19 protein-coding genes are annotated in these 23,306 nt (G+C 66.3%); 16 read left to right on the top strand and 3 right to left on the bottom strand.

From position 1 onward, the window contains the following. Nucleotides 1-67: 67 nt before the first annotated feature. The 13 genes from H1D44_RS05485 (at nucleotide 68) to dauA (ending at nucleotide 19,064) form a co-directional block, all read left to right on the top strand. The gene (locus H1D44_RS05485) at nucleotides 68-1,333 is read left to right on the top strand and encodes an ABC transporter substrate-binding protein (protein WP_181513832.1); all 1,266 of its coding nucleotides are present in this window, start codon (nucleotides 68-70) and stop codon (nucleotides 1,331-1,333) included. 14 nt (nucleotides 1,334-1,347) lie between these two features. Continuing rightward, entirely contained in the window at nucleotides 1,348-2,325 is a 978-nt protein-coding gene (locus H1D44_RS05480; RefSeq protein WP_181513831.1) for a carbohydrate ABC transporter permease, read from the top strand. Continuing rightward, entirely contained in the window at nucleotides 2,325-3,167 is an 843-nt protein-coding gene (locus H1D44_RS05475; protein ID WP_181513830.1) for a carbohydrate ABC transporter permease, read from the top strand. The genes H1D44_RS05480 and H1D44_RS05475 overlap by 1 nt, the downstream gene beginning before the upstream one ends. Before the next feature lie 187 nt (nucleotides 3,168-3,354). Then, entirely contained in the window at nucleotides 3,355-4,965 is a 1,611-nt protein-coding gene (locus H1D44_RS05470; RefSeq protein WP_181513829.1) for an alpha-glucosidase family protein, read from the top strand. Nucleotides 4,966-5,050: 85 nt separating this feature from the next. Then, entirely contained in the window at nucleotides 5,051-6,157 is a 1,107-nt protein-coding gene (locus H1D44_RS05465) for an ABC transporter ATP-binding protein (protein WP_181513828.1), read from the top strand. 93 nt (nucleotides 6,158-6,250) lie between these two features. Further along, nucleotides 6,251-7,306 carry a substrate-binding domain-containing protein gene (locus H1D44_RS05460; RefSeq protein WP_181513827.1) on the top strand — a complete coding sequence of 352 codons (1,056 nt, stop codon included), beginning with the start codon at nucleotides 6,251-6,253 and terminating at the stop codon, nucleotides 7,304-7,306. A 103-nt stretch (nucleotides 7,307-7,409) separates the two neighbouring features. Next, entirely contained in the window at nucleotides 7,410-8,663 is a 1,254-nt protein-coding gene (locus tag H1D44_RS05455) for an efflux RND transporter periplasmic adaptor subunit (RefSeq protein WP_181513826.1), read from the top strand. Beyond that, nucleotides 8,663-11,767 carry an efflux RND transporter permease subunit gene (locus tag H1D44_RS05450; protein ID WP_220128002.1) on the top strand — a complete coding sequence of 1,035 codons (3,105 nt, stop codon included), beginning with the start codon at nucleotides 8,663-8,665 and terminating at the stop codon, nucleotides 11,765-11,767. The genes H1D44_RS05455 and H1D44_RS05450 overlap by 1 nt, the downstream gene beginning before the upstream one ends. Further along, on the top strand, nucleotides 11,764-13,191 hold the full coding sequence (locus H1D44_RS05445; protein WP_181513824.1) for an ATP-binding protein: 1,428 nt from the start codon (nucleotides 11,764-11,766) through the stop codon (nucleotides 13,189-13,191). Before H1D44_RS05450 ends, H1D44_RS05445 begins: the two co-directional genes overlap by 4 nt. A gap of 12 nt (nucleotides 13,192-13,203) precedes the next feature. Further along, a complete protein-coding gene (locus H1D44_RS05440; protein WP_181513823.1) occupies nucleotides 13,204-13,923 on the top strand; it encodes a response regulator in 720 nt (239 codons plus the stop codon). 117 nt (nucleotides 13,924-14,040) lie between these two features. After that, the gene (locus H1D44_RS05435; protein ID WP_181513822.1) at nucleotides 14,041-14,691 is read left to right on the top strand and encodes a hypothetical protein; all 651 of its coding nucleotides are present in this window, start codon (nucleotides 14,041-14,043) and stop codon (nucleotides 14,689-14,691) included. A gap of 398 nt (nucleotides 14,692-15,089) precedes the next feature. Next, entirely contained in the window at nucleotides 15,090-17,138 is a 2,049-nt protein-coding gene (gene betT / locus H1D44_RS05430) for a choline BCCT transporter BetT (RefSeq protein ID WP_181513821.1), read from the top strand. A 180-nt stretch (nucleotides 17,139-17,318) separates the two neighbouring features. Beyond that, nucleotides 17,319-19,064: a C4-dicarboxylic acid transporter DauA gene (gene dauA / locus H1D44_RS05425; protein ID WP_181513820.1), complete on the top strand. Its 1,746-nt coding sequence runs from the start codon at nucleotides 17,319-17,321 to the stop codon at nucleotides 19,062-19,064. 6 nt (nucleotides 19,065-19,070) lie between these two features. On the opposite strand, the gene H1D44_RS05420 is transcribed toward dauA, so the two are convergent. The 3 genes from H1D44_RS05420 to H1D44_RS05410 all read right to left on the bottom strand — a co-directional run bounded on the left by H1D44_RS05420 (nucleotide 19,071) and on the right by H1D44_RS05410 (nucleotide 20,913). Continuing rightward, entirely contained in the window at nucleotides 19,071-19,490 is a 420-nt protein-coding gene (locus H1D44_RS05420) for a secondary thiamine-phosphate synthase enzyme YjbQ (RefSeq protein WP_181513819.1), read from the bottom strand. 102 nt (nucleotides 19,491-19,592) lie between these two features. Next, nucleotides 19,593-20,075: a cupin domain-containing protein gene (locus tag H1D44_RS05415; protein ID WP_181513818.1), complete on the bottom strand. Its 483-nt coding sequence runs from the start codon at nucleotides 20,073-20,075 to the stop codon at nucleotides 19,593-19,595. 46 nt (nucleotides 20,076-20,121) lie between these two features. Beyond that, nucleotides 20,122-20,913, bottom strand: a complete 792-nt coding sequence (locus H1D44_RS05410) for a methyltransferase domain-containing protein (RefSeq protein WP_181513817.1) — start codon at nucleotides 20,911-20,913, stop codon at nucleotides 20,122-20,124. A 247-nt stretch (nucleotides 20,914-21,160) separates the two neighbouring features. On the opposite strand from H1D44_RS05410, the gene H1D44_RS05405 reads away from it, so the two are divergent. Genes H1D44_RS05405 through H1D44_RS05395 form a run of 3 tightly spaced genes read left to right on the top strand, consistent with a single transcriptional unit; the run spans nucleotide 21,161 to nucleotide 23,293 of the window. Next, nucleotides 21,161-21,784: a sigma-70 family RNA polymerase sigma factor gene (locus tag H1D44_RS05405; protein WP_220127994.1), complete on the top strand. Its 624-nt coding sequence runs from the start codon at nucleotides 21,161-21,163 to the stop codon at nucleotides 21,782-21,784. After that, nucleotides 21,781-22,044, top strand: coding sequence for an anti-sigma factor family protein (locus tag H1D44_RS05400; protein WP_181513816.1), 264 nt, complete (start codon nucleotides 21,781-21,783; stop codon nucleotides 22,042-22,044). Before H1D44_RS05405 ends, H1D44_RS05400 begins: the two co-directional genes overlap by 4 nt. A 13-nt stretch (nucleotides 22,045-22,057) precedes the next feature. Next, complete coding sequence (locus tag H1D44_RS05395) at nucleotides 22,058-23,293, top strand: MerC family mercury resistance protein (protein ID WP_181513815.1); 1,236 nt, start codon at nucleotides 22,058-22,060, stop codon at nucleotides 23,291-23,293. The last annotated feature ends 13 nt before the right edge of the window (nucleotides 23,294-23,306 follow it).

Raw genomic sequence — 23,306 nt, 5'->3', positions numbered from 1 at the left:
GAATGATCTTAATCGTTTAAGACCCTTCAGCCGCCAGCGATAACAACAAGCCGACAAGGATACCTTCATGTACAAGAAGACGTTGCTCACCACCCTCGTCGTTGCCGGAGCCACCAGCCTCAGCCACGCCCAGGCCGCCGACCTGACCATTTCCTGCGGCGCCGTGGGCGCCGAGCTGCAGCTCTGCCAGCAGGGCGTACGCGCCTGGGAGGAGAAGACCGGACACAGTGTCGACGTGGTCTCGACGCCCAACTCCTCCACCGAGCGCCTGTCGCTCTATCAACAGATTCTCTCGGCCAACTCCACCGACATCGACATCATGCAGATCGACGTCGTCTGGCCGGGCCTGCTGGCCAATCACCTGCTCGACCTGCGCGAAGTGCTGGGCGACGACGCCGGCGACGGGCACTTCTCCGCCATCGTCGACAACAACACCATCGATGACCGCCTGGTGGCAATGCCCTGGTTCACCGATGCCGGCGTGCTCTACTACCGCGCCGATCTGCTCGAGCAGTACGGCTTCGAGCCGCCGGAAACCTGGGAAGAGCTGACCGAGATCGCCCGCGAGATCCAGAACGGCGAGCGCGAGGCAGGCAACAGCCGCATGCACGGCTACGTCTTCCAGGGCCGTGCCTACGAGGGGCTGACCTGTAACGCCCTGGAGTGGGTGGCCAGCCACGATGGCGGCACCCTCGTCGATCACGACGGTGAGATCACCATCAACAATTCACAGGCCGCCGCGGCACTCGATCTTGCCGCTTCCTGGATCGGCGACATCTCGCCCAGCGGCGTACTGAATTACTCCGAGGAGGAGGCCCGCGGCGTGTTCCAGGGCGGCAATGCCGTGTTCATGCGCAACTGGCCCTATGCCTGGGCGCTGGCCCAGAGCGAGGGCAGCGAGGTGCGCGGCAAGGTGGGCGTGACCCAACTGCCCTACAGCGGCGATGGCAGCACCGCCGCGACCCTGGGCGGATGGAACCTGGCCGTGTCGCGCTACAGCGATAACCCCGAGCTTGCCGCCGACCTGGTGGCGTTCCTCGCCGGTGAGCAGGAACAGAAGCGACGCGCCATCGAGGGTGCCTACAACCCGACACTGGAGTCGCTCTACCAGGACGACGAAGTGCTCGAGGCGGTGCCCTTCTTCGGTGAGCTCTACGAGACCTTCGTCAACGCCGTGGCGCGCCCGTCGGCTCCCACCGGTGACGCCTACGGCCGAGTCAGCAATGCCTTCTTCAGCGCTACCCATGACGTGCTCTCAGGCAACCGCAGCGGCGAGCAGGCGGTAAGCGACCTGGACGCTGAGCTCGCCCGGCTCAAGCGCCGCAACTGGTAATCCTGGAGCCCGAGATGTCGACTCCCGTGACCGAAAGCGCGCCGATCCCGGCGCGCCCCCTGCCGACCAGCTACCGCAGCACCAAGGTTCGCCGCCAGCGCGTACGCGCCGCCTGGCTGTTCCTGGCACCGATGCTGGTGACCCTGACCATGGTGGCCGGCTGGCCGCTGCTGCGCACTTTCTACTTCAGCTTCACCGACGCCTCGCTGTCGGACATGAGCAATACCCTGTTCATCGGGCTGGAGAATTACCTCGTCTACGACGACGGCCGCTGGTTCGGCGTGCTGGCCGATCCCATCTGGTGGCGGGCGGTATGGAATACCGTCTACTTCTCGGTGGTCTCGGTATCGCTGGAGGTGGTGTTCGGGGTCATCGTCGCCTTGGTGCTCAACGCCGAGTTCAAGGGCCGCACCCTGGTGCGCGCCGCGGTGCTGATCCCCTGGGCGATTCCCACCATCGTCTCGGCGCAGATGTGGGCGTGGATGCTCAATGACCAGTTCGGTGTGATCAATTACCTGCTGATGGCACTCGGCATCATCGCCAGCCCCATCGCCTGGACCGCCGATGCCAGTTACTCCATGTGGGCGGTGATCATGGTCGACGTGTGGAAGACCACGCCATTCGTCGCCCTGCTGGTGCTGGCGGCACTGCAGATGCTGCCGAAGGACTGCTACGAAGCCGCCGAGGTCGACGGCATCCATCCGGTCAAGGTGTTCTTCCGCGTCACCCTGCCGTTGATCACGCCGGCGCTGATGGTGGCGGTGATCTTCCGCCTGCTCGACGCGCTGCGCGTGTTCGACGTGATCTACGTACTCACCTCCAACTCCACCAGCACCATGTCGATGTCGATCTACGCCCGTCAGCAGCTGGTGGAGTTCCAGGACGTGGGCTACGGCAGCGCCGCTTCCACCCTGCTGTTCCTGATCATCGCCCTGGCGACCATCGCCTATCTCTATCTGGGCCGCAAGCAACTGCAACTGGGGGGTGACTGATGACCTCACGCCGGCTTTCCAAACTCGCAGCGCGTGCCGGCTTCTGGCTGCTGGTGGCCTTGATCGTGGTGATCGCGGTATTTCCGTTCTACTACGCCATCAAGACCTCCTTCACGCCTTCCGGCGACCTGTTCCGGGTCGAACTGTGGCCGACGCGGGCAACGCTTGCCAATTACGTGCAGATCTTTTCCCAGCGCAGCTTCCTGCAGGCGATCTTCAATTCGATCCTGGTCGCCACCAGCGTGGTATTCATTGCCCTGCTGCTGGGCATCACCGCCTCCTACGCCCTGGGGCGGGTGCGCTTTCGCGGCCGTACCACGGTGCTGCTGGTGATTCTCGGCGTGTCGATGTTCCCTCAGGTAGCGGTGCTTTCGGGCCTGTTCGAGGTGATTCGCGCGCTCAACCTTTACAACAACCCGGGTGGGCTGATCCTCAGCTACACCATCTTCACCCTGCCCTTCACCGTGTGGGTGCTGACCACCTTCATGCGTCAGCTGCCCATGGAGCTGGAAGAGGCCGCGATCATGGACGGCGCCACACCCTGGGTAACCATCACCAAGGTATTCCTGCCGCTGATGTGGCCGGCCATGGCGACCACCGGACTGCTCGCCTTCATCGCCGCCTGGAACGAATTCCTGTTCGCCCTGACCTTCACCCTGACCGACAGCCAGCGCACGGTGCCGGTGGCGATCGCCCTGCTCTCCGGCGGCAGCGCCTACGAGCTGCCCTGGGCGCCGATCATGGCCGCTTCGGTGGTGGTGACGGTACCGCTGGTGGTGCTGGTGATCATCTTCCAGCGGCGCATCGTTTCGGGGCTGACGGCCGGTGCGGTGAAAGGGTAAACCAATGCAAGAACATCGCAGTTGAGTTGCTGAGGGACGCTGGGGGCAGGTCGGCGCGAAGCTCATTCTTCAGGGATGAAGAATGGAGCGCCCAAGGAAGGGTATACAGCGTCTTCGCAGAGCGCCTGTCCCCAGGTCAGTTCCGGGCCCGCGAAGGCTGTACAACGCCATGTATCAAGGAAATCCGATGCAAGACAACACCTTCTGGTGGCGCGGCGGCGTCATCTACCAGATCTACCCGCGCAGCTTCATGGACAGCAACGGCGACGGCGTCGGCGACCTGCCAGGGGTCACCGAGCGGCTCGACTACGTCGCCTCGCTGGGCGTGGACGGCATCTGGCTGTCGCCCTTCTTCACCTCGCCGATGCGCGACTTCGGTTACGACATCAGCGATTATCGCGACGTCGATCCGCTGTTCGGCACCCTGGCGGACTTCAAGGCCCTGCTGGAACGCGCCCATGCACTCGGCCTCAAGGTGATCATCGACCAGGTGATCAGCCACACCTCGGACCAGCACCCCTGGTTCCAGGAGAGCCGCATGAATCGCGACAACCCGCGTGCCGACTGGTACGTGTGGGCCGACCCCAACCCGGATGGCACCGCGCCCAACAACTGGCTGTCGATCTTCGGCGGACCGGCCTGGACCTTCGACAGCCGGCGTCAGCAGTACTACCTGCACAACTTCCTGTCGAGCCAGCCGGACCTCAACTTCCACAACCCCGAGGTGCGTGCCGCCCAGCTCGACAACATGCGCTTCTGGCTGGAGCTGGGGGTCGACGGCTTCCGCCTCGACACGGTCAACTTCTACTTCCATGACCAGCGCCTGCGCAGCAACCCGGCGCTGACCATCGACGCCACCCGCACGCTGGGCGCGCCCAAGGAGAACCCCTATACCTGGCAGCGCCACATATACGACATCAGCCGCCCCGAGAACGTCGAGTTCCTGCGCGAGCTGCGCGCGCTGATGGACGAGTACCCCGGCTCCACCACGGTGGGCGAGATCGGTGACGACACGCCGCTGGAGCGCATGGCCGAGTACACCTCGGGGGGCGACAAGCTGCACATGGCCTACACCTTCGACCTGCTCAACGCACCGCGCTCACCGGACTACATTCGCGGCGTGATCGAGCGTTTCCAGCAGTTCGCTGGAGACGCCTGGCCGTGCTGGGCGCTGTCCAATCACGACGTGGTGCGCAGCGCCACTCGCTGGGGCGGCGAAGAGTGCGCCTTGGCCTACCCCCGCGTAGTGCTGGCCCTGCTCTTTTCCCTGCGCGGCAGCGTCTGCCTCTACCAAGGCGAGGAGCTGGGCCTGCCCGAGGCCGAGGTGCCCTTCGAGCGTATCCAGGACCCCTACGGCCTGCCACTGTGGCCCGACTTCAAGGGTCGCGACGGCTGCCGCACGCCGATGCCCTGGGACGATACCCCGCTGGCCGGCTTCTCCCGCGTGGAGCCGTGGCTGCCGGTGGCCGAACCGCACCTGGCCATGTCGGTGGCGCGCCAGCAGGACGATCCGGCGTCGATGCTCAACGCCACCCGCCGCCTGCTGCACTTCCGCCAGCAGCACCCGGCCCTGTTCGACGGCGACATGGCGCTGCTCGATCTGGACGAAGCGCTGGTCGCCTTCACCCGTCAGCGCGATGGCGAAAGGCTGCTGTGTGTGTTCAACCTCACCGGCCAGCCCCAGAGCGCGGCGCTGCCCGAGGTGCGCGAAGCGCTGCAGGAGCACGGCTTCCAGTACGAGATGAGCGGCGACACGTTACATCTGCCGCCCTATCAGGCGGCCTATTTCCGCCTCTAACAATGGCTGCGCTTGACCACTTCCAGATAGCGTAGTGGCAAAGTCTTGAACAACAACGGTCGTAAAGCGGCCGAGGATGGATCGAATGGCAAGCGTCACCCTCGACAAAATCAACAAGGCCTTCGGCAGCACCCACATCATCAAGGACGTGGACCTGGCGATCGGTGAAGGCGAATTCGTGGTCTTCGTCGGCCCCTCGGGCTGCGGCAAATCCACCCTGCTGCGCCTGATTGCCGGGCTGGAGTCGATCAGCGACGGCGAGCTCTCCATCGGCAGTCAGGTGGTCAACGAGCTGCCGCCACGAGAGCGCGGCGTGGGAATGGTGTTCCAGTCCTACGCGCTCTACCCGCACATGACCGTGTACGAGAACATGGCCTTCGGCCTCAAGCTGGCCAAGACCGCCAAGGAGACCGTACACGAGCGGGTGATGACGACGGCGCGCATCCTGCAGCTCGAGGAGCTGCTCGAGCGCAAGCCCAAGGCACTCTCCGGCGGCCAGCGCCAGCGCGTGGCCATGGGCCGCGCCATGGCCCGGGAGCCACGCATCCTGCTGTTCGACGAACCGCTCTCGAACCTCGACGCCTCGCTGCGGGTACAGATGCGCAACGAGATCGCCCGCCTGCACAAGCGCCTCGGCTCGACCATGGTCTACGTCACCCACGACCAGGTCGAGGCGATGACCCTGGCCGACAAGATCGTGGTACTCAACCGCGGCCGCGTGGAGCAGGTGGGCAGCCCCCAGGAGCTCTATCAGCGCCCGGCGACCAAGTTCGTAGCCGGCTTCATCGGCTCGCCGACGATGAACTTCCTGCCCGCGCGCCTGGTCGGCGCCGATGCCACCGGCTGCCGGGTTGGCGCCACCGGGCTGACCGAGCTGACCCTGCCCCAGGATGCCTCGGGCCATTCCCAAGGAGAAGAGCTGACACTGGGCATTCGTCCCGAGCACCTGAGGCTGACCGAGGCCCAGGACCGGGAAGGCTTCGAGATCGTCAACGTGGAGTACCTGGGCAACGAAGTCTACGTCTACCTCGAGCCCAAGGAGGGAGACACCCTGCTGATCCAGCGCGGCGAGGCCCCCACCCGCTGGTCGGTTGGCCAGCGTGTCGCGCTGGCACCCGACCCCGAGCACGTTCATCTGTTCGGCAGCGACGACCGGGCGCTGCCGCTCAAGGCGGCCCGTGCCGTGGCCTGACGCCCTGACGGCGAGGCTCGACTCGCGGCAGGACTGTCCCGGTCACGGCCGGGGCGGTATCCTAGCCTCGTATTCATTAGCAGGAAAACCTACGTGTCGTCACCGGCCCGCCGCATTACTCTCAAGGATCTGGCCCGCGAGCTTGGCGTCTCCACCGCCACCGTCTCCAATGCCTTCAACCGCCCGGACCAGCTATCCCCGGCCCTGCGTGAGCGCATCCTCGGAGAGGCCAAGCGGCTGGGCTACCGAGGCCCGGATGCCAAGGCGCGCAGCCTGCGCACCGGGCGCTCGCGAATCATCGCGGTGATACTCGCCGAGAGCCTCACATACAGCCTCAACGACGCCGTCTCCAGCGAGTTCCTTTCCGGCGTGGCCGAGGTACTCGACACCCAGGGCCATACGCTGCTGCTGCTCTCCGCGCGCCAGGCCAAGTGCCAGCTGGTCGATTCGGCCAGCATGGCCGACGGCTTCATCGTCTACGGCCTGATGCCATCCGATGAGCTATTCGACTCGCTGCCCCTCAACGCCTCGCTGGTGGCAGTCGACTTCAATGTTGCCGGTCACCCGTCGGTGCATATCGACAACGAGCCGTCCTGCTTCGAGATCGCCGACCATGCCTTGAGCGTCAAGTCCCGCAAGCGCCCTGCCATCGTCAACCTGCGCCTCACGGAAACGCCCTGTAACGGGCGCGTCACGCCCGAGCACATCCTGCTGCCACCCGAGCGTACCATTACCCGCGCTCGCCTGAGCGGTTTCTACCGTGCACTGGAGAAACACGGTTTGGACAGCGAGCAGGTGCCGATGTGGAACGTGGAGGAGAACACCTTCGACGTCTGCGCCCCGGTGATCGAGGAGATCCTCGATCTGCCCGACGCCGAGCGCCCCGACCTGCTGCTGTGCATGTCCGACCGGCTTGCCCTGACCGCCCTGACCCTGGCGGAGCAGCGTGGCCTGCGCATTCCCGACGACCTCTGCCTGATCGGCTTCGACGGCATCGCCGAAGGCCAGTACCGGGCACCGCGGCTGACCACCATTCGCCAGGAGAGCGGCGACAAGGGACGCCTGGCCGCACGCATGATACTGGGCCTGGAGCCGCGCCACTCGCGCCTGTTGAAGACCGAACTGATCCTCGGCGAAACCTGTCACTGAGGCTCGCCTTCGCTCGCTTGCACACTGCTTGCACCTTTCGTGACCATTGGCTGCATCGGCGTGCGCCATGCTTCAGCGACTCATGGACCGTCGCGAGCCCCCGATGCCAGCCTTACCTTCCTTCTCTCCCTCTGCCTTCAACGGCAAAGGTTTTCGCCAGCGCGGGCGATTCACTCTCGGCGCGCTGCTTGCCGTACTGGTGCTGGCGGTGGGCGCCGCCGGTGCCTGGTGGCTGGTCTCCCAGCCGCCCCGCATCGAGCGCCGCGCACCGGTCGAGGCGCCGGCCCCGCTGGTGGACACCGTGCAGGTTCAGCGTCAGTCGGCCGCTCCTGAGTTGCATGCCTTCGGCCGCGTCATTGCCGAGCGCGAGGCGCGTATCGCCAGCCGAGTGGCAGGCGAGTTACAGGATTTCACCGCCGAGGCGCTGCCGGGTCGGGTGGTGGAAGCTGGCACTGCACTGGTGCGTATCGACGACAGTGATCTGCGCCTGGCCCTGCGCGAGGCCGAGGCCGCACTGGCACAGGCCGAAGCTCAGCTTGCCATGGAGCGTGGCGAGCAGCAGCGCGCCGAGGCCGAATACCGCAGCTTCGGCCGCGAGCTGACCGCCGAGCGCCGCGCCCTGGTGCTGCGTCAACCACAGTTGCGCCATGCCGAGGCGGAAGTCGAACGGGCTCGCGCCGCTCGCGACCGGGCCCGGCTGGAGCTGGAGCGCAGCACGCTCGTGGCACCCTGGCCTGGCATGGTTCAGGCCCAGTTGCTGGGCGCCGGCAGTATGCTGGCCAGCGGGACCGAGGTCATCCATCTGGTCGATGTCTCCCGCTTCTGGGTGCGGGTCTCGCTCCCGGGCGAGGCCCTTGGGTGGCTGAAGCCCGCCGGTACCGACGGTCCCGGCAGCTCGGTACGCCTGTCGACGCGCACCTGGGCCAGTGGAGAGGCGCGCCGCGGCGAGGTGATAGCCATCTTGCCGGCACTGGAAGAGCAGGGGCTGCAGGCTCAGTTGCTGGTGGCGATCGAGGATCCTCTGGGGCTGGAAAACGGCGCCCCGGCCCTGCGCCTGGGGGACGTGGTACGCCTCGAGTTCGAACCCCGCCCCCGTGAAGGCCTTTTCACCCTGCCCGCCGCGGCCCTGCGCCCGGGCAATGTGCTCTGGGTTCTGGACGATGAGGAGCGCTTGCGGCGACGTACCGTCAGCGTGATTCACCACGGCGAAACGCGGGTGCTGGTCGACGAAGGCCTCGAGGAGGGGGAACGGGTGGTGACCTCCCAGCTCGGCCAGCCGCGGGACGGCATGCGCCTGCGCCAACGCATTGCTGACCAGGAGCGTCCCGCCGGTGAATCCCAGGAGCCCCGCTCGTGATGCGCCGCGGCCCCATCGCCTGGATGGTCCACCACGGCGTCGCCCCCAACCTGCTCATGGTGCTGCTGATCGTCGGCGGCCTGCTGGCTTCGCTGGCGATCAAGAAGGAGGTGTTCCCCGAGTTCGAGCTGGAGATCGTTCACGTAGCGATCGGCTATCCCGGCGCCACACCGGAAGAGGTCGAGCGTAGCCTGCTGCTGCCCATGGAGGCGGCCCTGGCCGGGGTCGATGGCATCGACGAGATGACCGCCACCGCCAACGAGGGTGCCGGGCGCGTTTCCGTCACCCTGATCGACGGCGTCGACGTGATGCGCGCCTATCAGGACATCCAGCAGGCGATCAATGCCATCACCAACCTGCCCGCTGCCGCCGATCCGGCGCGCTTCAGCCTTGCCGGCCGCGCACGCAGCGTGATGAACCTGCAGGTCCACGGCTGGGTCGATGATCGGCTGTTGCACGACGTCGCCGAGGAAGTTCGCGCCGAGCTGCAAGGCTCGCCCGGCATCTCACGGGTAGAGCTCTCGGGTCATCGCGAGCGCGAGGTGCAGGTGCTGCTTGACGAGGAGGCGATGCGCCGACACGGGCTGGATCATCGCAGCCTTGCCGGACGCATTGCCGATGAAGCACTCGACCTGGCCAGCGGTCGCCTGACCACCGCCGAGGGCGAATGGCTGATCCGCTACCAGGGGCGGCGCGACGAGGCCCGCGAGTTCGCCGAACTGCCGCTGATAGCCACCGCCGATGGTGGGTACCTGCGCCTGGGCGACCTCTCTCGAGTCATCGACGGTTTCGCCGAGAGCGACCGCGAGGTGCTGTTCAACGGCGCTCCGGCGCTCAGCCTCGAGGTGTACCAGATCGGCAACCAGACGCCGATCGGCATCTCCGATGCCGTGCATGCCCAGCTAGAGCGGCTGCGTGCCGGCCTGCCCGAGGGGGTCTATCTGAGCGTTTCGCAGGATACCTCGGAGATCTACCGCGACCGGCTCGATCTGCTGCTGAAGAATGCCTGGCTGGGGCTGGCCCTGGTACTGGTACTGATGGCGCTGTTCCTCGAGGCGCGCCTGGCATTCTGGGTCACCCTGGGCATCCCCACGGCCTTCCTCGGCGCGATGCTGTTCCTGCCCTGGCTGGGGGTATCGATCAACATGATGTCGATGTTCGCCTTCATCATCGCGCTGGGCATCGTGGTCGATGACGCCATCATGGTGGGCGAGAACATCCACAGCTATCGCGAGCAGGGTCACTCGCTACGCGAGGCCGCCGTGCGGGGCGCCCGCGAGATGGCGGTACCGATCAGCTTTGCCATCCTATCCAACATCGTCGCCTTCATGCCGCTGCTGTTCCTGCCGGGTTTCCTGGGCATGATCTTCGCCGTGATACCGGTGGTGGTGGTCACGGTGTTCCTGGTGTCGTGGCTGGAGGCGCTGTTCATCCTGCCCGCGCACTTGGCCCATCGCGCCGGCGGCCGCGAGCCGCCCCCCTGGCTCAGGCCACTGGATGCGCTTCGCCGCACCCTGCAGAATGGCCTGACCCACTTCACCCAGCAGCGCTTCGAGCCCTTCCTGCAGCGCGCCCTGGACCTGCGCCTGCTCACCGTGAGCCTGGCCATCGCCGTGCTGGCCGTGTCCATTGCCTGGAGCATGAGTGGCCGCATGGGGTTCTCGCTGATGCCGCGGGTGGAGTCGGACCGGGTCCAGGCCACGGTGACCCTACCGGTAGGCAGCCCCATCGCCGAGGACCGGCGCATTCGCGACCAGTTGCTGGATGCCGCCATGGCACTGGCCGAACGCGACGACGGCCCGAGCTTCACTGCCAGCCGCGCCCAGATCGACGGTGATCGCTTGAACGTACGTCTCACCATCGAACGCGATAGCCTCGACGCCTGGCCGCCGTCGCGGGTGGCACGCGAGTGGCGGGATGAGGCTGGCGACATCATGGGCGCCCAGGCGGTACGCTTCGAATCGGATTTCGGCGGCCCGGGCGCCGGCGCCGCGCTTACCCTGCGCCTGTCGCATTCCGACAGCCGTGTCCTCGAAGCCGCCGCCACGCGACTGGCCGACGAGCTCACCGAATTCGAGGGGCTGACCGACATCGACAGCGGCCTGGCCGACGGCAAGCCGCAGCTCGAGCTTCGCCTGGCACCGGAGGGCCGGGCGCTGGGCCTCACCGGCGCCGACCTGGCAGCCCAGCTGCGTGGCCCGCTGCAGGGTGTCACCGCCATCGAACAGTTCGTCGGCCGACATGAAATCAGCATAGCGGTGCGCCTGCCGAGCGACGAGCGCGACAGCCTGGGGCATCTGCATCAGCTGCCGATACGCACAGCGGATGGCCAGGTCGTGCCACTCCAGCGCATCGCCGAAATCCACCTCGGTCGTGCCGCTACCACCTTGCAGCGCGTCGACGGACGGCGCCAGATCAGCGTCACCGCCGATACCGACAGCGACGCACAGATCAACCAGGTCGTGGCCACCTTGCAGGCAGATGTCTTCCCCTCCCTGCAGGCGGCCTGGCCGGGGCTCGAGCTGACCCTGGGCGGCCGCCAGCAGGATACCGCCGAGAACGTCTCGGCCCTGACCCAGGCCACCTGGCTGACGCTGATCGCACTCTACGCGCTGCTGGCGATTCCGTTTCGCAGCTACCTGCAGCCGCTGCTGGTGCTGGCGGCGATTCCCTTCGGCGTGATAGGCGCCATGGCCGGACACGCTATCATGGGCTTCGGCCTTTCGGTCATCAGCCTGATGGGCATGCTGGCGCTCTCCGGCGTGGTCATCAACGACGCCCTGGTGCTGATCGACTATGCCAACCGCCGCCGTCGCGAGGGGTTCGGTGCCCGCGAGGCGATCGTCGCCGCGGCGACCCGCCGCCTGCGGCCGATATTGATGACCACCATGACCACCTTCCTCGGCCTTGCCCCGATGATCTTCGAAACCTCGCGCCAGGCCCGCTTCATCATTCCCATGGCCATCTCGCTGGGCTTCGGCATGCTGTTTGCCACCGTGATCCTGCTGGTGCTGGTACCCTGCCTCTATCTGATGCTGGAGCGAGTGCGCGAACGATGGGGACACCAGAGCCAAACCCACCCTACCCAGGAGCCGACTCGATGAGGTCACGCTTTCCTCGCGCGCCCTTCTCGCACCTGGGCGTCAAACTGTTCGTGATCATCCTGTCGGTCAACGTGGCGATCGCCGGGCTGGTGTTCCTGTCGGTCTCCCGCAGCCTCGACAGGGGCTTTCTCGACTACCTGGAGACCACCCAGGCGCAGCGCGCCGAGACGCTGGCCGAGGGACTGGGCCAGGAGTGGGCGCGCCGCGGCGGCTGGCAGTGGCTGCGCGACTCGCCGCCGGCCTGGGAACGCCTGGTTCGCCAGCAGCTGTGGCCCGGCGAACGCCAGCCGCCCCATGGCATCGAGCGTCGCCTGGGCGACGCCCGCGACTTCGTGCTCCACGATGCCGAGGGCCTGCCGGTGATCGGCCTGCCGCCGGACGATCAGGAAATGGCCGCGGAGCTGCACTGGTTGCCCATCGAGTACCGCGGTCAGCGGGTCGGTACCTTGGGCTATCGCCCGCCGCAGCAGCTGATGGCGCGCATGGACCGTATCTTCCTCGCGCGCCAGCAGCGCAACCTGGGCATCATCGTCGCCTCCCTGGGCCTCGCCTCATTGCTGCTGGCCGGGGGGCTGGCCTGGTGGTTGGGGCGACGTACCCGCAGCATGGCGCTGGCCACCCGCAGCCTGATCGAAGGCGACTACAGCGCCCGCCTGCCGGAGCGCGGTCGCGACGAGCTGTCGCGCCTGGCTCGCGATTTCAACATGCTGGCCGCCACCCTGGATGCCAGCCGCGAGGCACGCACCCGCTGGGTCTCGGACATCGCCCATGAGCTACGTACCCCCCTGGCAGTGCTGCGCGGCGAGATCGAGGCCATGCAGGACGGCATCCGGCCGCTCGACCAGGACAACCTGCATTCGCTGTCGCAGGAAGTGGGCCAGCTCGAGCGACTGGTGGCCGACCTGCGCCTGCTCTCCCAGAGCGACGCCGGGGCACTCGAAGTGCAGCTCGCCCCCCTCGACCTGGCAGCGAGCCTCACTTCGCGCCTGGAGGAAGCCGGCGGCTGGCTCGGGGATTGCGGCATGACGCTCGCAACCGCGATCGAAAAGCCGGCCTGGATCCGCGGCGATGCCCGTCGGCTTCGCCAGCTGTGGACCAACCTGCTCGACAACAGCTGCGCCTATACCAGCTCGCCCGGCCTGCTCGAAGTCAAGCTGAACAAGTTGAATGACCGGGTGTGCGTAACGTGGCAGGACAGCCCGCCGGGCGTCCCTGAGGAATCTCTCGAGCGGCTGACCGAGCGACTCTACCGGGTCGAGGGCTCACGCAGCCGTGCCAGTGGCGGTAGCGGCCTGGGACTATCGATCGCCAGCGCCCTGGTCAAGAGCCACGGCGGGACCATGCAGGCCTCACCCTCTCCCCTGGGTGGGTTATGCTGGACCCTCGAGTTTCCGGCCCTGGAGGCCGATGAACGGACCCCATGAGGATAGGTGCCCATGCACGACGCCGAAGTCCCCCATGACACCCTGCTGATCGTCGAGGATGAACCCAAGATCGCCCGCCTGGTCGCCGACTACCTGGAGGGCAGCGGCTTTGCCACCCAGCACATCGACCATGGCGACCGGGTGCTGCCCTGGCTGCAGCAGCAAGCGGCCGACGAACGGCTGCCGTCACTGGTGCTGCTCGACCTGATGCTGCCAGGCATAGACGGCCTCACGCTGTGTCGCGAGATCCGCCAGCGCTGGCCCGCGGTGGCCATCATCATGCTCACCGCCCGGGTCGAGGAGGTGGATCGCCTGCTGGGGCTGGAGCTCGGCGCCGACGACTACATCTGCAAGCCGTTCAGCCCCCGCGAGGTGGTGGCCCGGGTCAAGGCGGTACTGCGCCGCAGCCAGGCACTGCGCGACCCCTCGGTGGCCAACGGCAGCCAGCTCATGCTGGACGACGAGGGCTGGCGGGCGCTGGCCGACGGCCAGGACCTCGGGCTGACCGCCGTGGAGTATCAGCTGCTCAAGGTGATGATGCTGGCACCGGGGCGGATCTTCACCCGCGACCAGCTGATGGATCGCATGTATCGCGACCATCGCATCGTCTCGGAGCGTACCGTCGACAGCCACGTCAAGAAGCTGCGGCGCAAGATCGCCGATGCCTGGCCCGAACGCGAGATCATTCGTTCGGTCTATGGGGTGGGCTACAAGTACCAACCCGAGGAGTAAGAGGCTCATTTGTCGCTCAGCAGTATCTGAACCCATACTCATTGCACGTTTTGTGCAAGTTGATTGCACAGCGCCAGACGACACTACCAGCATCCCCAACGCAAAGGAGTGACCGAGATGCGCCGTACCACCACCCGCAACCTGCTGCTTCCCGCCCTGCTAGCCGTGGCCATTGCGCCCATGTCGCTGTCGGCCATCGCCGCCCCCGAGGGCGACAGCTGGCAAGAGCAGCGCCAGGAGCGCTTCGAGGAGCGCCGCCAGGCCATCTTCGAGCGCGCCGGCCTCGACGACGAGACCCGCAGCGAGCTGGAAGAGCTTCACAGCGAGCACATGCAGGCACTGCGCGAGCTGCACGAGCAGCACCGCGACCGCATGGACGAGATCCTCGACGAAGAGCAGCGTGAAGCCCTGCGCGAAGCCAAGCGCGAGATGCGCCAGGAATATCGCGCCGAGCGCGGCAAGGAGCGCCACCAGAGCCTGCAGCAGCGCCTGACCGCGCTGGTCGACAGCTGGGATCTCTCCGACGAGGAGCGTGAAGAGCTGACCGAGCTGCGTGAATCCCTCTATGCCGACATGCAGGAGCTGCGCGGCCAGTCCTTCGACTCCCGCGAGGAGCGCCGCGAGGCGTGGCAGGGCCTGCGCGATGAGCACAAGGAAGCACTCGGCGAGCTGCTCAGCGACGAGCAGATTGCCGAGATGCAGGGTGTCATGCGCAGCGGCAAGGGCATGGGATATGGCAAGCGCGGCGGCGAGCGTCGCAATAACTGAATCCCTCCCACTCAGCGCTATCGGGCCCGGTCATGTACCGGGCCCGATGCGTTTCGAGGTACCGCCTTGGCGTAGCCGGAGCGTGCGCCGACGATGTCACAGCAGTGCGTGACATGACGCGAGCCTGTTGACGCAGGGTTGAAGGCAACAGGAAAAGCCAGTATTTTATTTGAACGTTCATTCAAAAAAGAGCGACTTCCCGCCATGAAGTCGTCAGCCCTGTTCCGCCTCTCCTGAAGCCGTCGGAAATCTTCGGACCTGCGTGACTCGACGGGAGCGTCAGGCCTGAAACATGGGGTAATCATCAGGCGTGCTTTCGATTGTGAGGAACAATCCAGAGCGCGTCTCGGCAAGGAATCGGCGGGAAGGTTCATTCACTCGGAAAGGAGTTCGCCTGCATGGCGCAGAACCTACCCTTGAACGAGCGACGCGACCGGCTGAACACCGTGGTTTTCCACGGCTCGGTGGCCGGAATACTGGTCTTTCTCGTTCTCACCATGACTTTCACCGAACAGGCGGGGGCCTTCTTCGACGCCGGCCTGGCCTGGGTCAGCGAGACCTTCGGCTGGTACTACATGCTGGCGGTGCTGATCTATCTCGTCTTCGTCATCGCCATCGGCCTGTCGCGTTTCGGCAGCATACGCCTCGGCCCGGATCACTCCCGGCCGGAGTTCTCGACGCTCTCCTGGGCAGCCATGCTGTTCGCCGCCGGCATCGGCATCGACCTCTTGTTCTTCAGCGTCGCCGAACCGGTGGCCCACTACCTGATGCCGCCGGAAGCGACACCCGAAAGCCAGGAGGCGATGCGTGCCGCAGTGGTCCAGACCTTCATGCACTGGGGACTCTCCGGCTGGGGGCTCTACGTGCTGATGGGCATGGCGCTGGCCTACTTCAGCTACCGCCACCGCCTGCCGCTGGCCATCCGCAGCGCGCTCTACCCGCTGCTGGGCAAGCGCATCCATGGCCCCATCGGCAACGCCGTGGACATTACCGCGGTGATCTCCACCGTGTTCGGCATCGCCACCAGTCTCGGCATCGGCGTGATGCAGCTCAACTACGGCCTGGCCTACATGTTCGACGTGCCCGAGAGCCTGTCGGTGCAGGTCATTCTGATCGCCCTGGTCGTGGTTCTGGCCACCATCTCGGTGGTCAGCGGCGTGGAGAAGGGCATCCGCCGGCTGTCGGAGTTCAACATGCTGCTGGCACTCGCCCTGCTGCTGTTCGTGCTGTTCCAGGGCCATACCCTGCAACTGCTCGACATGGCGGTGAACAACGCCGGCGACTACCTCTCCAGCTTCGTCGCCATGAGCTTCAACACCTATGCCTTCGCCGGTGAAGAAGCCAACGAGTGGAAAATGTGGTGGACCATTTTCTTCTGGGGCTGGTGGATCGCCTGGACACCCTTCGTCGGCCTGTTCCTGGCACGCATCTCCCGCGGGCGCACCATCCGCCAGTTCGTCGCCGGTGCGCTGGGCATTCCGCTGGCCTTCATGATGGTGTGGATGTCGGTGTTCGGTAACAGCGGCATCGAGCTGGTCGCCAATCAGGGCATTGCCGAGCTCGGCGAACAGGCGCTGAACACGCCGCAGACCACCATGTACACGCTGCTCGAGTACTATCCTTGGGTCGGCATCACCGCCGCAGTAGTGACCGTGCTGGGCATCGTGTTCTTCATCACCTCGGCGGACTCGGGTGCGCTGGTGCTGGCGAATTTCACTTCGATCCTGTCGGACGTCAACCATGACGCTCCGATCAAGCTGCGCATCTTCTGGTCGGCGGTAATCGGCCTGGTGACCGTGGCGCTGCTGATGGCAGGCGGCCTGGCGGCGCTGCAGAGCGCGGTGGTGATCACCGCCCTGCCCTTCTCGCTGGTGATCTTCGCCATCATGCTCGGCATGTACAGGGCGCTCAAACTGGAGGGCAGCAAGGCCGAGGCGCGGCGTCACATCGCCGGCACCGCCCCGGGCGGCGACTGGCGAGAGCGACTCGACCGCGCCCTGGACACCTCCAATCGTGCCGGGGCCGCCGCTACCATCGAGCACGCCATTCGTCCGGCGCTGACCCAGTTTGCCCAGGAGCTCGAGAGCCGCGGCCAGGAGGCCAACGTGAGCGAGGAGCAGATCGAGGGCGAATCGCTGCCGCGACTGACCCTGCAGGTGGACCTGGAGAATGCGGCCAGCTTCGTCTATCAGATCTGTCCGCACCGCATGCGCACGCCGAGCTTCCTGCCGGCGGACGACGACTACTACGTGCGCCTCGACGTCTATCTGGCCGAAGGTGGCCAGGAGAAGGATCTCAATGGCTTCACCCGCGGCCAGGTGATCGCCGACGTGCTCTCCGAGTACGAGCGCCATCTGCACTTCCTGGCCCTGGCCGGCCAAGGTGGTAGCGTGCAGGCCATGCCGGGGGCGGTAGGCGAACCGCCGGCGGACGCCAGCCCGGCATAATCGACGCGCTGGACCTAAAACGGCGACACCTCACGGTGTCGCCGTTTTCTTGTACGCCTAGGGCATCGTCGGAAAAGTCGGCGAGCGCAGATCGGATAAGGCCTAGACGTTGGCCGCCTTGTGGCGTCGCAACATGCAGGAGTAACGTTATCGTTACCTTGCACCTCTCTCGGTATCGCCATGGCCCACTCCCGCCCCACACCAGGTTTTCGACTCCCCATGCCCGGCAGTGCGCTGCTCGCCGCCTGGCGAGAGGGCTACGGCCTGGCCGAGCTCAAGCGCGACCTGCTGGCCGGCCTGACCATCGGTATCGTCGCGGTGCCACTCTCCATGGCCCTGGCCATCGCCACCGGTGTGCCGCCACAGCACGGCCTGTATACCGCCATCGTGGCCGGTGCCATCATCGCCCTCACCGGCGGCTCACGCTTCAATATCTCCGGTCCCACCGCCGCCTTCGTGGTCATCCTGTTCCCCATCGTCGCCAGTCATGGGCTCGGCGGGCTGCTGATCGCCACGCTGATGGCGGGCTTGATCCTGGTGGCGCTGGGGCTCGCGCGCCTGGGCAACCTGATCCAGTTCGTGCCCTATCCGGTGGTGCTTGGCTTCACCGCCGGTATCGCCGTGGTGATCGCGCTGCTGCAGCTGCCCGACTTTCTCGGCCTCCACGGCGTCGAACTCGGCGACAGTACGCTGCACAATCTGGCCGCCATCGTACGCGCCGCGCCGGGAGTGGCGCCGGCCGAGCTGGGTATCGGCCTGATGACACTGGCCACGCTGATCCTGTGGCCACGCTTGAAGCTGCCGGTGCCGGCGCCTCTGGTGGGCCTGGCGGTAGGCACGCTGATTGCCCTGGCCGCCACCTGGTGGGGCATGGAAATCGAGACCATCGCGTCGCGTTTCAGCTGGGAATACCAGGGCCAGAGCGGCAGCGGCATTCCGCCCTTCGCCCCCGGCCTGGTGCTGCCCTGGCGGCTGCCAGGGCCGGACGGTCTGCCGCTCACGGTGGATTTCGCCCTGATCCGGGAGCTGCTCGGCCCGGCCTTGGCCATCGCCATGCTGGCAGCCATCGAGTCGCTGCTCTGCGCGGTGGTGGCCGACGGCCTGACGCGCACCCGCCACGACCCCAATGCCGAACTGATCGGCCAGGGGCTCGGCAACATTGCGGCGCCCTTCTTCGGCGGCATTACCGCCACCGCAGCGCTGGCACGCACGGCCACCAACGTGCGCAGCGGCGCCTTCTCGCCGCTGGCCGCGGTAGTTCATGCGCTGGTCGTGCTGCTGACGGTGGTGGCGCTGGCGGGTGTGTTGGCCCTGGTGCCGATGGCGGCGCTTGCCGCGCTGCTGTTCATCATCGCCTGGAACATGAGCGAGGCGCGCCACTTTCTGCACACCTTGAAGAGCGCGCCGGGCAGCGACGTCGCCATCCTGGTGATCTGCTTCCTGCTCACGGTGGTGTTCGACATGGTGCTGGCGGTGGCGGTCGGCATCGGCCTTGCCGCGGCGCTGTTCATCCGCCGCATGGCCCACCTGACCCATGCGCGCCGCCTGGAACCGGGCTTCGACGAGGAGAGCTGCGACCTGCCCCGTCAGGTGGCGCTCTACGATATCGACGGGCCGCTGTTCTTCGGCGCAGCGGAGAAGGCCGTATCGTCGCTGCGGGTGGTGGACCCCGAGGTACGGGTGGTGATGCTCGACATGCGCGACGTGCCAAGCCTGGATGCCACGGCCATCGTCGCCCTGCAGTCGCTGGTCGAGGAGCTGAGTACGCGCCAGGTGGGGCTGATCTTCATCGGCATGCCGGCACGCATGGTGCTCAAGCTCAAGCGTGCCGGGGTCAAGCGTCAGGCCGGCCGCCTGGCCGCCGTGCGCCAGCCCGTACAGGCCCGCCGGCTGGCCGAGCGCTGGCTGGCCACGCCGGCCGCTTGAAGCGCGTTACTCGCCCTGCAACGTGGCGATCAGCCGCCGCGCACCGCCGTGGTCGCGATGCTCGCCGAGCCAGATGCCCTGCCAGGTGCCCAGTGCCAAGCGGCCGGCGCGCACCGCCAGGGTCAGTTGGGTGCCGAGCAGGCTGGCACAAACGTGGGCCGGCATGTCATCCGGCCCTTCCAGAGTGTGGCGGAAATAGGGCAGGTCCCCCGGGATGCGCTCGCGAAGGAAGGCGTCGAGGTCGTGGCGGACGTCGGGGTCGGCGTTCTCGTTGAGGGTCAGCGAGGCCGAGGTGTGCAGCAGCTGCAGGTGCAGCAGGCCGACCCCCACCTCGCGCAGCTCGGCAAGTGCCCCGGTGATCTCGTCGGTGATCAGATGAAAGCCGCGTGAGCGCGGCGCCAGGCGCAGTTCCTGCTGATGCCACATGGCCCTTTCCTTCCTGGTGAAGACTATACGTTCCCATGCTAGCGAGTCACGCCACGGCTGCAAGACGCCGCACGACAGTTTGCCGGGCGGCGCCTGCCTCGGTCACTGACGCGGGTCGTCCGCCGGGTCGACGTAGTCGATGCCCCAGGGTCCGGTCCCGTGCAGTTGGAAGATCGTTTCGCCTTCGGCGTAGCCGAACATGGGCTCACCCGGCGCCATGATGGCATAGCCGCCCACGGGCAGCGCCTGGGTGGCTTCGCGATCGAAATTCTCGCCATGGGCGAAGTGCAGCGTTCCCTCGAGCACCGTCACTCGCTCGTAGGCAGGATGCACGTGGGGGCGAATCTCGTAGCCGTCCTCGAGCCGCAGGCGAAAGGTGAAGGGCACTTCGGCTGAAAGGTCGCCTTCGATGACAGCGATTTCGGCTCCTTCACCCATGGAGGCTACCGGGCCCCATTCGAGATCGTCGGGCGTTCCAAGCAGATGCCCGTGGCCATGATAGGGCTCGGCCCAGAGCCCGCCGGAGGCGGTAGTAAGCGTCAGGGTCAGAGCGGCAGCAGTCAGGGTGGCTGTGAGGCGTTTCATGATGGCTCTCCTTCATTGTGATTGCATGTGAGGCCAGCCGGGGTTATCACCCCTTGCGCGCCAGCAGGGATATGCTCTTGACCCCGTAGGTTTTGCAGGCGCCCCGTGCCGACTCGGTCAGGAAGCGGTATTCGGGATGCTCGCGCCAGGCCTCGATGTGGAGCCCGGCCGCCTCGATGGCTCCACGGTAGGCATCCTGCTGCAGGGCACCGCCGATACAGGCGGCCCAAAGCGTGGCATTGCAGGAGACGCTCTCGGGCAGTGCCGTTTCGGTAACGATATCTGCCAGCGCCAGGCGTCCACCGGGGCGCAGCACCCGAGCCGCCTCGGCAAAGACCCTGGGCTTGTCTGCGGAGAGGTTGATCACACCGTTACTGATGACCACATCGACGCTGGCATCGGCAAAGGGCGGCGCCTCGATGTAACCGGCATGGAACGTGACCTGGTCGAAGCCGGCCTCGCGCGCCAGCCGTTCGGCTTTCCTGCGCTGGGCTTCGGTCATGTCGAGCCCCAATACCTGCCCGTCCGGCCCCGTCGCCAGGGCCGCCAGCAGGCTGTCCATGCCGGAACCGCTGCCCAGGTCGAGGACCGTCTCACCGGGCTGAATGGCAGCCAGGTCGAGGAAGTGTCCCACCCCGGCGAAGGAGGCGATGGCTGCCGCCGGGATGCGATCCAGCCCGCGCGGATCGTAGCCGAGTCGCTCTGCCAGGGGGCGACCCATCTCGAAATGGAAGTCGGCCTGGGGCGTTTCGGCCACCTCGCGATACATCGCCTTGACGCGCGCCTCCAGTTCCTGCGTGTCCACGGCGGGGGTCGCTGTATGTGTCGTGACGCTCATGGTGTCTTCTCCTGATTGATTGTTGTCATCGACACCGCCAGGTGTCGTAGGGCCAGGACGCAGCGAGCGATAAAAGGGTTCCCACGGGAACCGAAATCGAGGATGAGGCGTCCTGGCGATACCTGCTTGCCCAACTGGCGCAAGCGAACCAGACTCAGAAGGTCTCGCCATGACGGTTGCCGGTTTCTTGCCTTGCCCACCGGAAATACCGCTTTCCAGCAGACGCCCGCATGACAGGGTGACAAGCATGCGCTTCGACGATGCTGCAAGCCGGCGGGAGTGGTTCGAACGGCGCCTGGCACCGCTGATGGATCGTCTGTATGGCACGGCGCTACGGCTGACCCGCCACCCCGCCGACGCCGAGGATGTCGTTGCCGAGGCCGTGATCAAGGCCTGGAGCCAGCTCGGCCGCCTGCACGACCCGGAGCGCTTCGAAGGCTGGCTGTTCCATATCCTCACCAACACCTTCATCAGTGAATGGCGACGGCGCCGCAGTCGCCCGCACGCTGGAAACGCTGACACCCTTGAACCAGTCGAGCTCGATAGCGCCAGCTTCACGCTCTTCCAGCAGCTTCATCAGCCCTTCCTGCTATGGTGGGGCAGTCTCGAGGACCAGTTCTTCAACGGCCTGCTGCAGGAGGACCTCGAACAGGCGCTGGACGCCCTGCCCGATGCTTATCGGGTGACGATTGTGCTGGTCGAGGTACAGGGCTATACGTATGAAGAAGTCGCGAGCCTGCTCGGCATTCCGGTTGGAACCGTACGCTCGCGATTGAGCCGGGCACGCTCACGGCTGCAGAAAATGCTGTGGGTCCAGGCCAGAGAAGCGGGTGTGGTGCTCGGTGGAAAAGAGGGAGGAGCGCAAGAATGAACCCCAGGGCGCTGAGCTGCGAGGAGGTCATCGAGCGACTCTTCGACTACCTCGACCGGGAGCTGGATTCGCAGGAAGCGGCGGATATCGAATGGCATCTTCAGCGATGCCGTGATTGTTTCACGCGTGCCGAATTCGAACGTCGACTGCGGGCCAGAGTAGCGGCCACTGGAACGGCAAAGGCCCCACCACGGTTGCACCGGCGCATCAGCGCCCTGCTCGACGGCTTCGACGAGTCCGACACCGCCACAGACTCGTGAGGAGGAGGCAATCATGGTGGCCATCCTCGGTTACTCCCGCCCCCAGATCCTGGCCGCGGTTCAGCAGATGTACACCGCCGTGGCAACGACCCCCGCTTCACCCTTCCACTTCCCTGTTGGCGCCGAGACCAGCCGTCGCCTGGGTTATCCTCCCGAACGGCTGGCCGAATTGCCCACCGAGGTCAGTGAAGCCTTTGCCGGCGTCGGCTGCCCCTTTCGCGCCGAGGCCATCCGCCACGGCGATCGCGTACTGGACATCGGCGCCGGAGCGGGCGGCGACGCCTTCATCGCACGTCAGCTTGCGGGCCCCCAGGGCCAGGTCATTGCCCTCGACCTGACCGCCGCCATGACCCGCCGAATCAACCAGGCCGCGGAGCGTCACGCCATCGACCGGCTGGCCGTGGTGCAGGGCTCCGCCGAACAGCTGCCGCTGCCCGACGCCAGTATCGATACTATCACCAGCAATGGCGCGCTCAACCTGGTGCCGGACAAGCGCCGGGCCGTGGCCGAGATGTTCCGCGTGCTCAAGCCTCACGGACGCGTGCAGTTGGCTGACGTGGTCATCCACCGGCCGGTCTCGGTCGACTGTCACGAGGACCCGCGCCTGTGGGTCGAGTGCGTGGTCGGCGCCACGGTGAAGGAGGAGCTGTTGGCGCTGTTCGAGGAGGCCGGCTTCGAGGAAGTCAGCGTGGTCGGCAGCCACGACTACTTCGCCTTGAGTCCCAGTGCCCAGACCCGCGAGATCGCCTCCAGCTTCGGCGCCCATTCCGTCGAGATCGCCATGCGCCGTGGTGCCGCGCGGCCCGCCTGGCCCCTGCGCTGGTGGCGCCGCCTCGATCCGCGACGCTGGCTGCGGCTGTGGTATCGCCGTGGCCTGCTGGGAGTCATGGCCTACCTGCTGGCCCTGCTGAGCTGCTACGGCACCCTGGCACTGCTCGCCCTGCTACCGCTGCTGGGTGTCCACCTGGCCCTCGACGAAGGACTCTGGGCCGGCGCCATTGCCGTACTGGTGCTGCTGACCTTGGTTACGCTGGCCACGGGGATACCCCGCCATAAGACGCCCTGGCCCGCCTTGGTGGGCTCTGGCGCTGCACTGACCGTGCTCTACGCTCTGTTCATCGATTACAGCATGCTCGTGGAGCTGAGCGGTTTTGTCCTGCTGGCCGCCGCCGTGGGCTGGGATATCCGGCTGCGACGTCAACGCGAAGCCGAGCTGTTGGGGCTAGAGAAAGCGACTTCGGAAGGATAGCCCTTGTCACCTC

Source organism: Billgrantia kenyensis (assembly GCF_013697085.1).
Classification (GTDB): domain Bacteria; phylum Pseudomonadota; class Gammaproteobacteria; order Pseudomonadales; family Halomonadaceae; genus Halomonas; species Halomonas kenyensis.
Note: the sequence above shows the minus strand (reverse complement) of the source record. Positions and strands in the feature narration are given on the sequence as shown.

Coding starts and splice junctions, on each gene's coding strand:
- H1D44_RS05405 (WP_220127994.1), top strand. CDS start 21,161: ATGCGCTTCGACGATGCTGCAAGCCGGCGGGAGTGGTTCGAACGGCGC.
- H1D44_RS05470 (WP_181513829.1), top strand. CDS start 3,355: ATGCAAGACAACACCTTCTGGTGGCGCGGCGGCGTCATCTACCAGATC.
- dauA (WP_181513820.1), top strand. CDS start 17,319: ATGGCCCACTCCCGCCCCACACCAGGTTTTCGACTCCCCATGCCCGGC.
- H1D44_RS05465 (WP_181513828.1), top strand. CDS start 5,051: ATGGCAAGCGTCACCCTCGACAAAATCAACAAGGCCTTCGGCAGCACC.
- H1D44_RS05480 (WP_181513831.1), top strand. CDS start 1,348: ATGTCGACTCCCGTGACCGAAAGCGCGCCGATCCCGGCGCGCCCCCTG.
- H1D44_RS05455 (WP_181513826.1), top strand. CDS start 7,410: ATGCCAGCCTTACCTTCCTTCTCTCCCTCTGCCTTCAACGGCAAAGGT.
- H1D44_RS05445 (WP_181513824.1), top strand. CDS start 11,764: ATGAGGTCACGCTTTCCTCGCGCGCCCTTCTCGCACCTGGGCGTCAAA.
- H1D44_RS05415 (WP_181513818.1), bottom strand. CDS start 20,075: ATGAAACGCCTCACAGCCACCCTGACTGCTGCCGCTCTGACCCTGACG.
- H1D44_RS05485 (WP_181513832.1), top strand. CDS start 68: ATGTACAAGAAGACGTTGCTCACCACCCTCGTCGTTGCCGGAGCCACC.
- H1D44_RS05435 (WP_181513822.1), top strand. CDS start 14,041: ATGCGCCGTACCACCACCCGCAACCTGCTGCTTCCCGCCCTGCTAGCC.
- H1D44_RS05400 (WP_181513816.1), top strand. CDS start 21,781: ATGAACCCCAGGGCGCTGAGCTGCGAGGAGGTCATCGAGCGACTCTTC.
- H1D44_RS05420 (WP_181513819.1), bottom strand. CDS start 19,490: ATGTGGCATCAGCAGGAACTGCGCCTGGCGCCGCGCTCACGCGGCTTT.
- H1D44_RS05440 (WP_181513823.1), top strand. CDS start 13,204: ATGCACGACGCCGAAGTCCCCCATGACACCCTGCTGATCGTCGAGGAT.
- betT (WP_181513821.1), top strand. CDS start 15,090: ATGGCGCAGAACCTACCCTTGAACGAGCGACGCGACCGGCTGAACACC.
- H1D44_RS05450 (WP_220128002.1), top strand. CDS start 8,663: ATGCGCCGCGGCCCCATCGCCTGGATGGTCCACCACGGCGTCGCCCCC.
- H1D44_RS05410 (WP_181513817.1), bottom strand. CDS start 20,913: ATGAGCGTCACGACACATACAGCGACCCCCGCCGTGGACACGCAGGAA.
- H1D44_RS05475 (WP_181513830.1), top strand. CDS start 2,325: ATGACCTCACGCCGGCTTTCCAAACTCGCAGCGCGTGCCGGCTTCTGG.
- H1D44_RS05395 (WP_181513815.1), top strand. CDS start 22,058: ATGGTGGCCATCCTCGGTTACTCCCGCCCCCAGATCCTGGCCGCGGTT.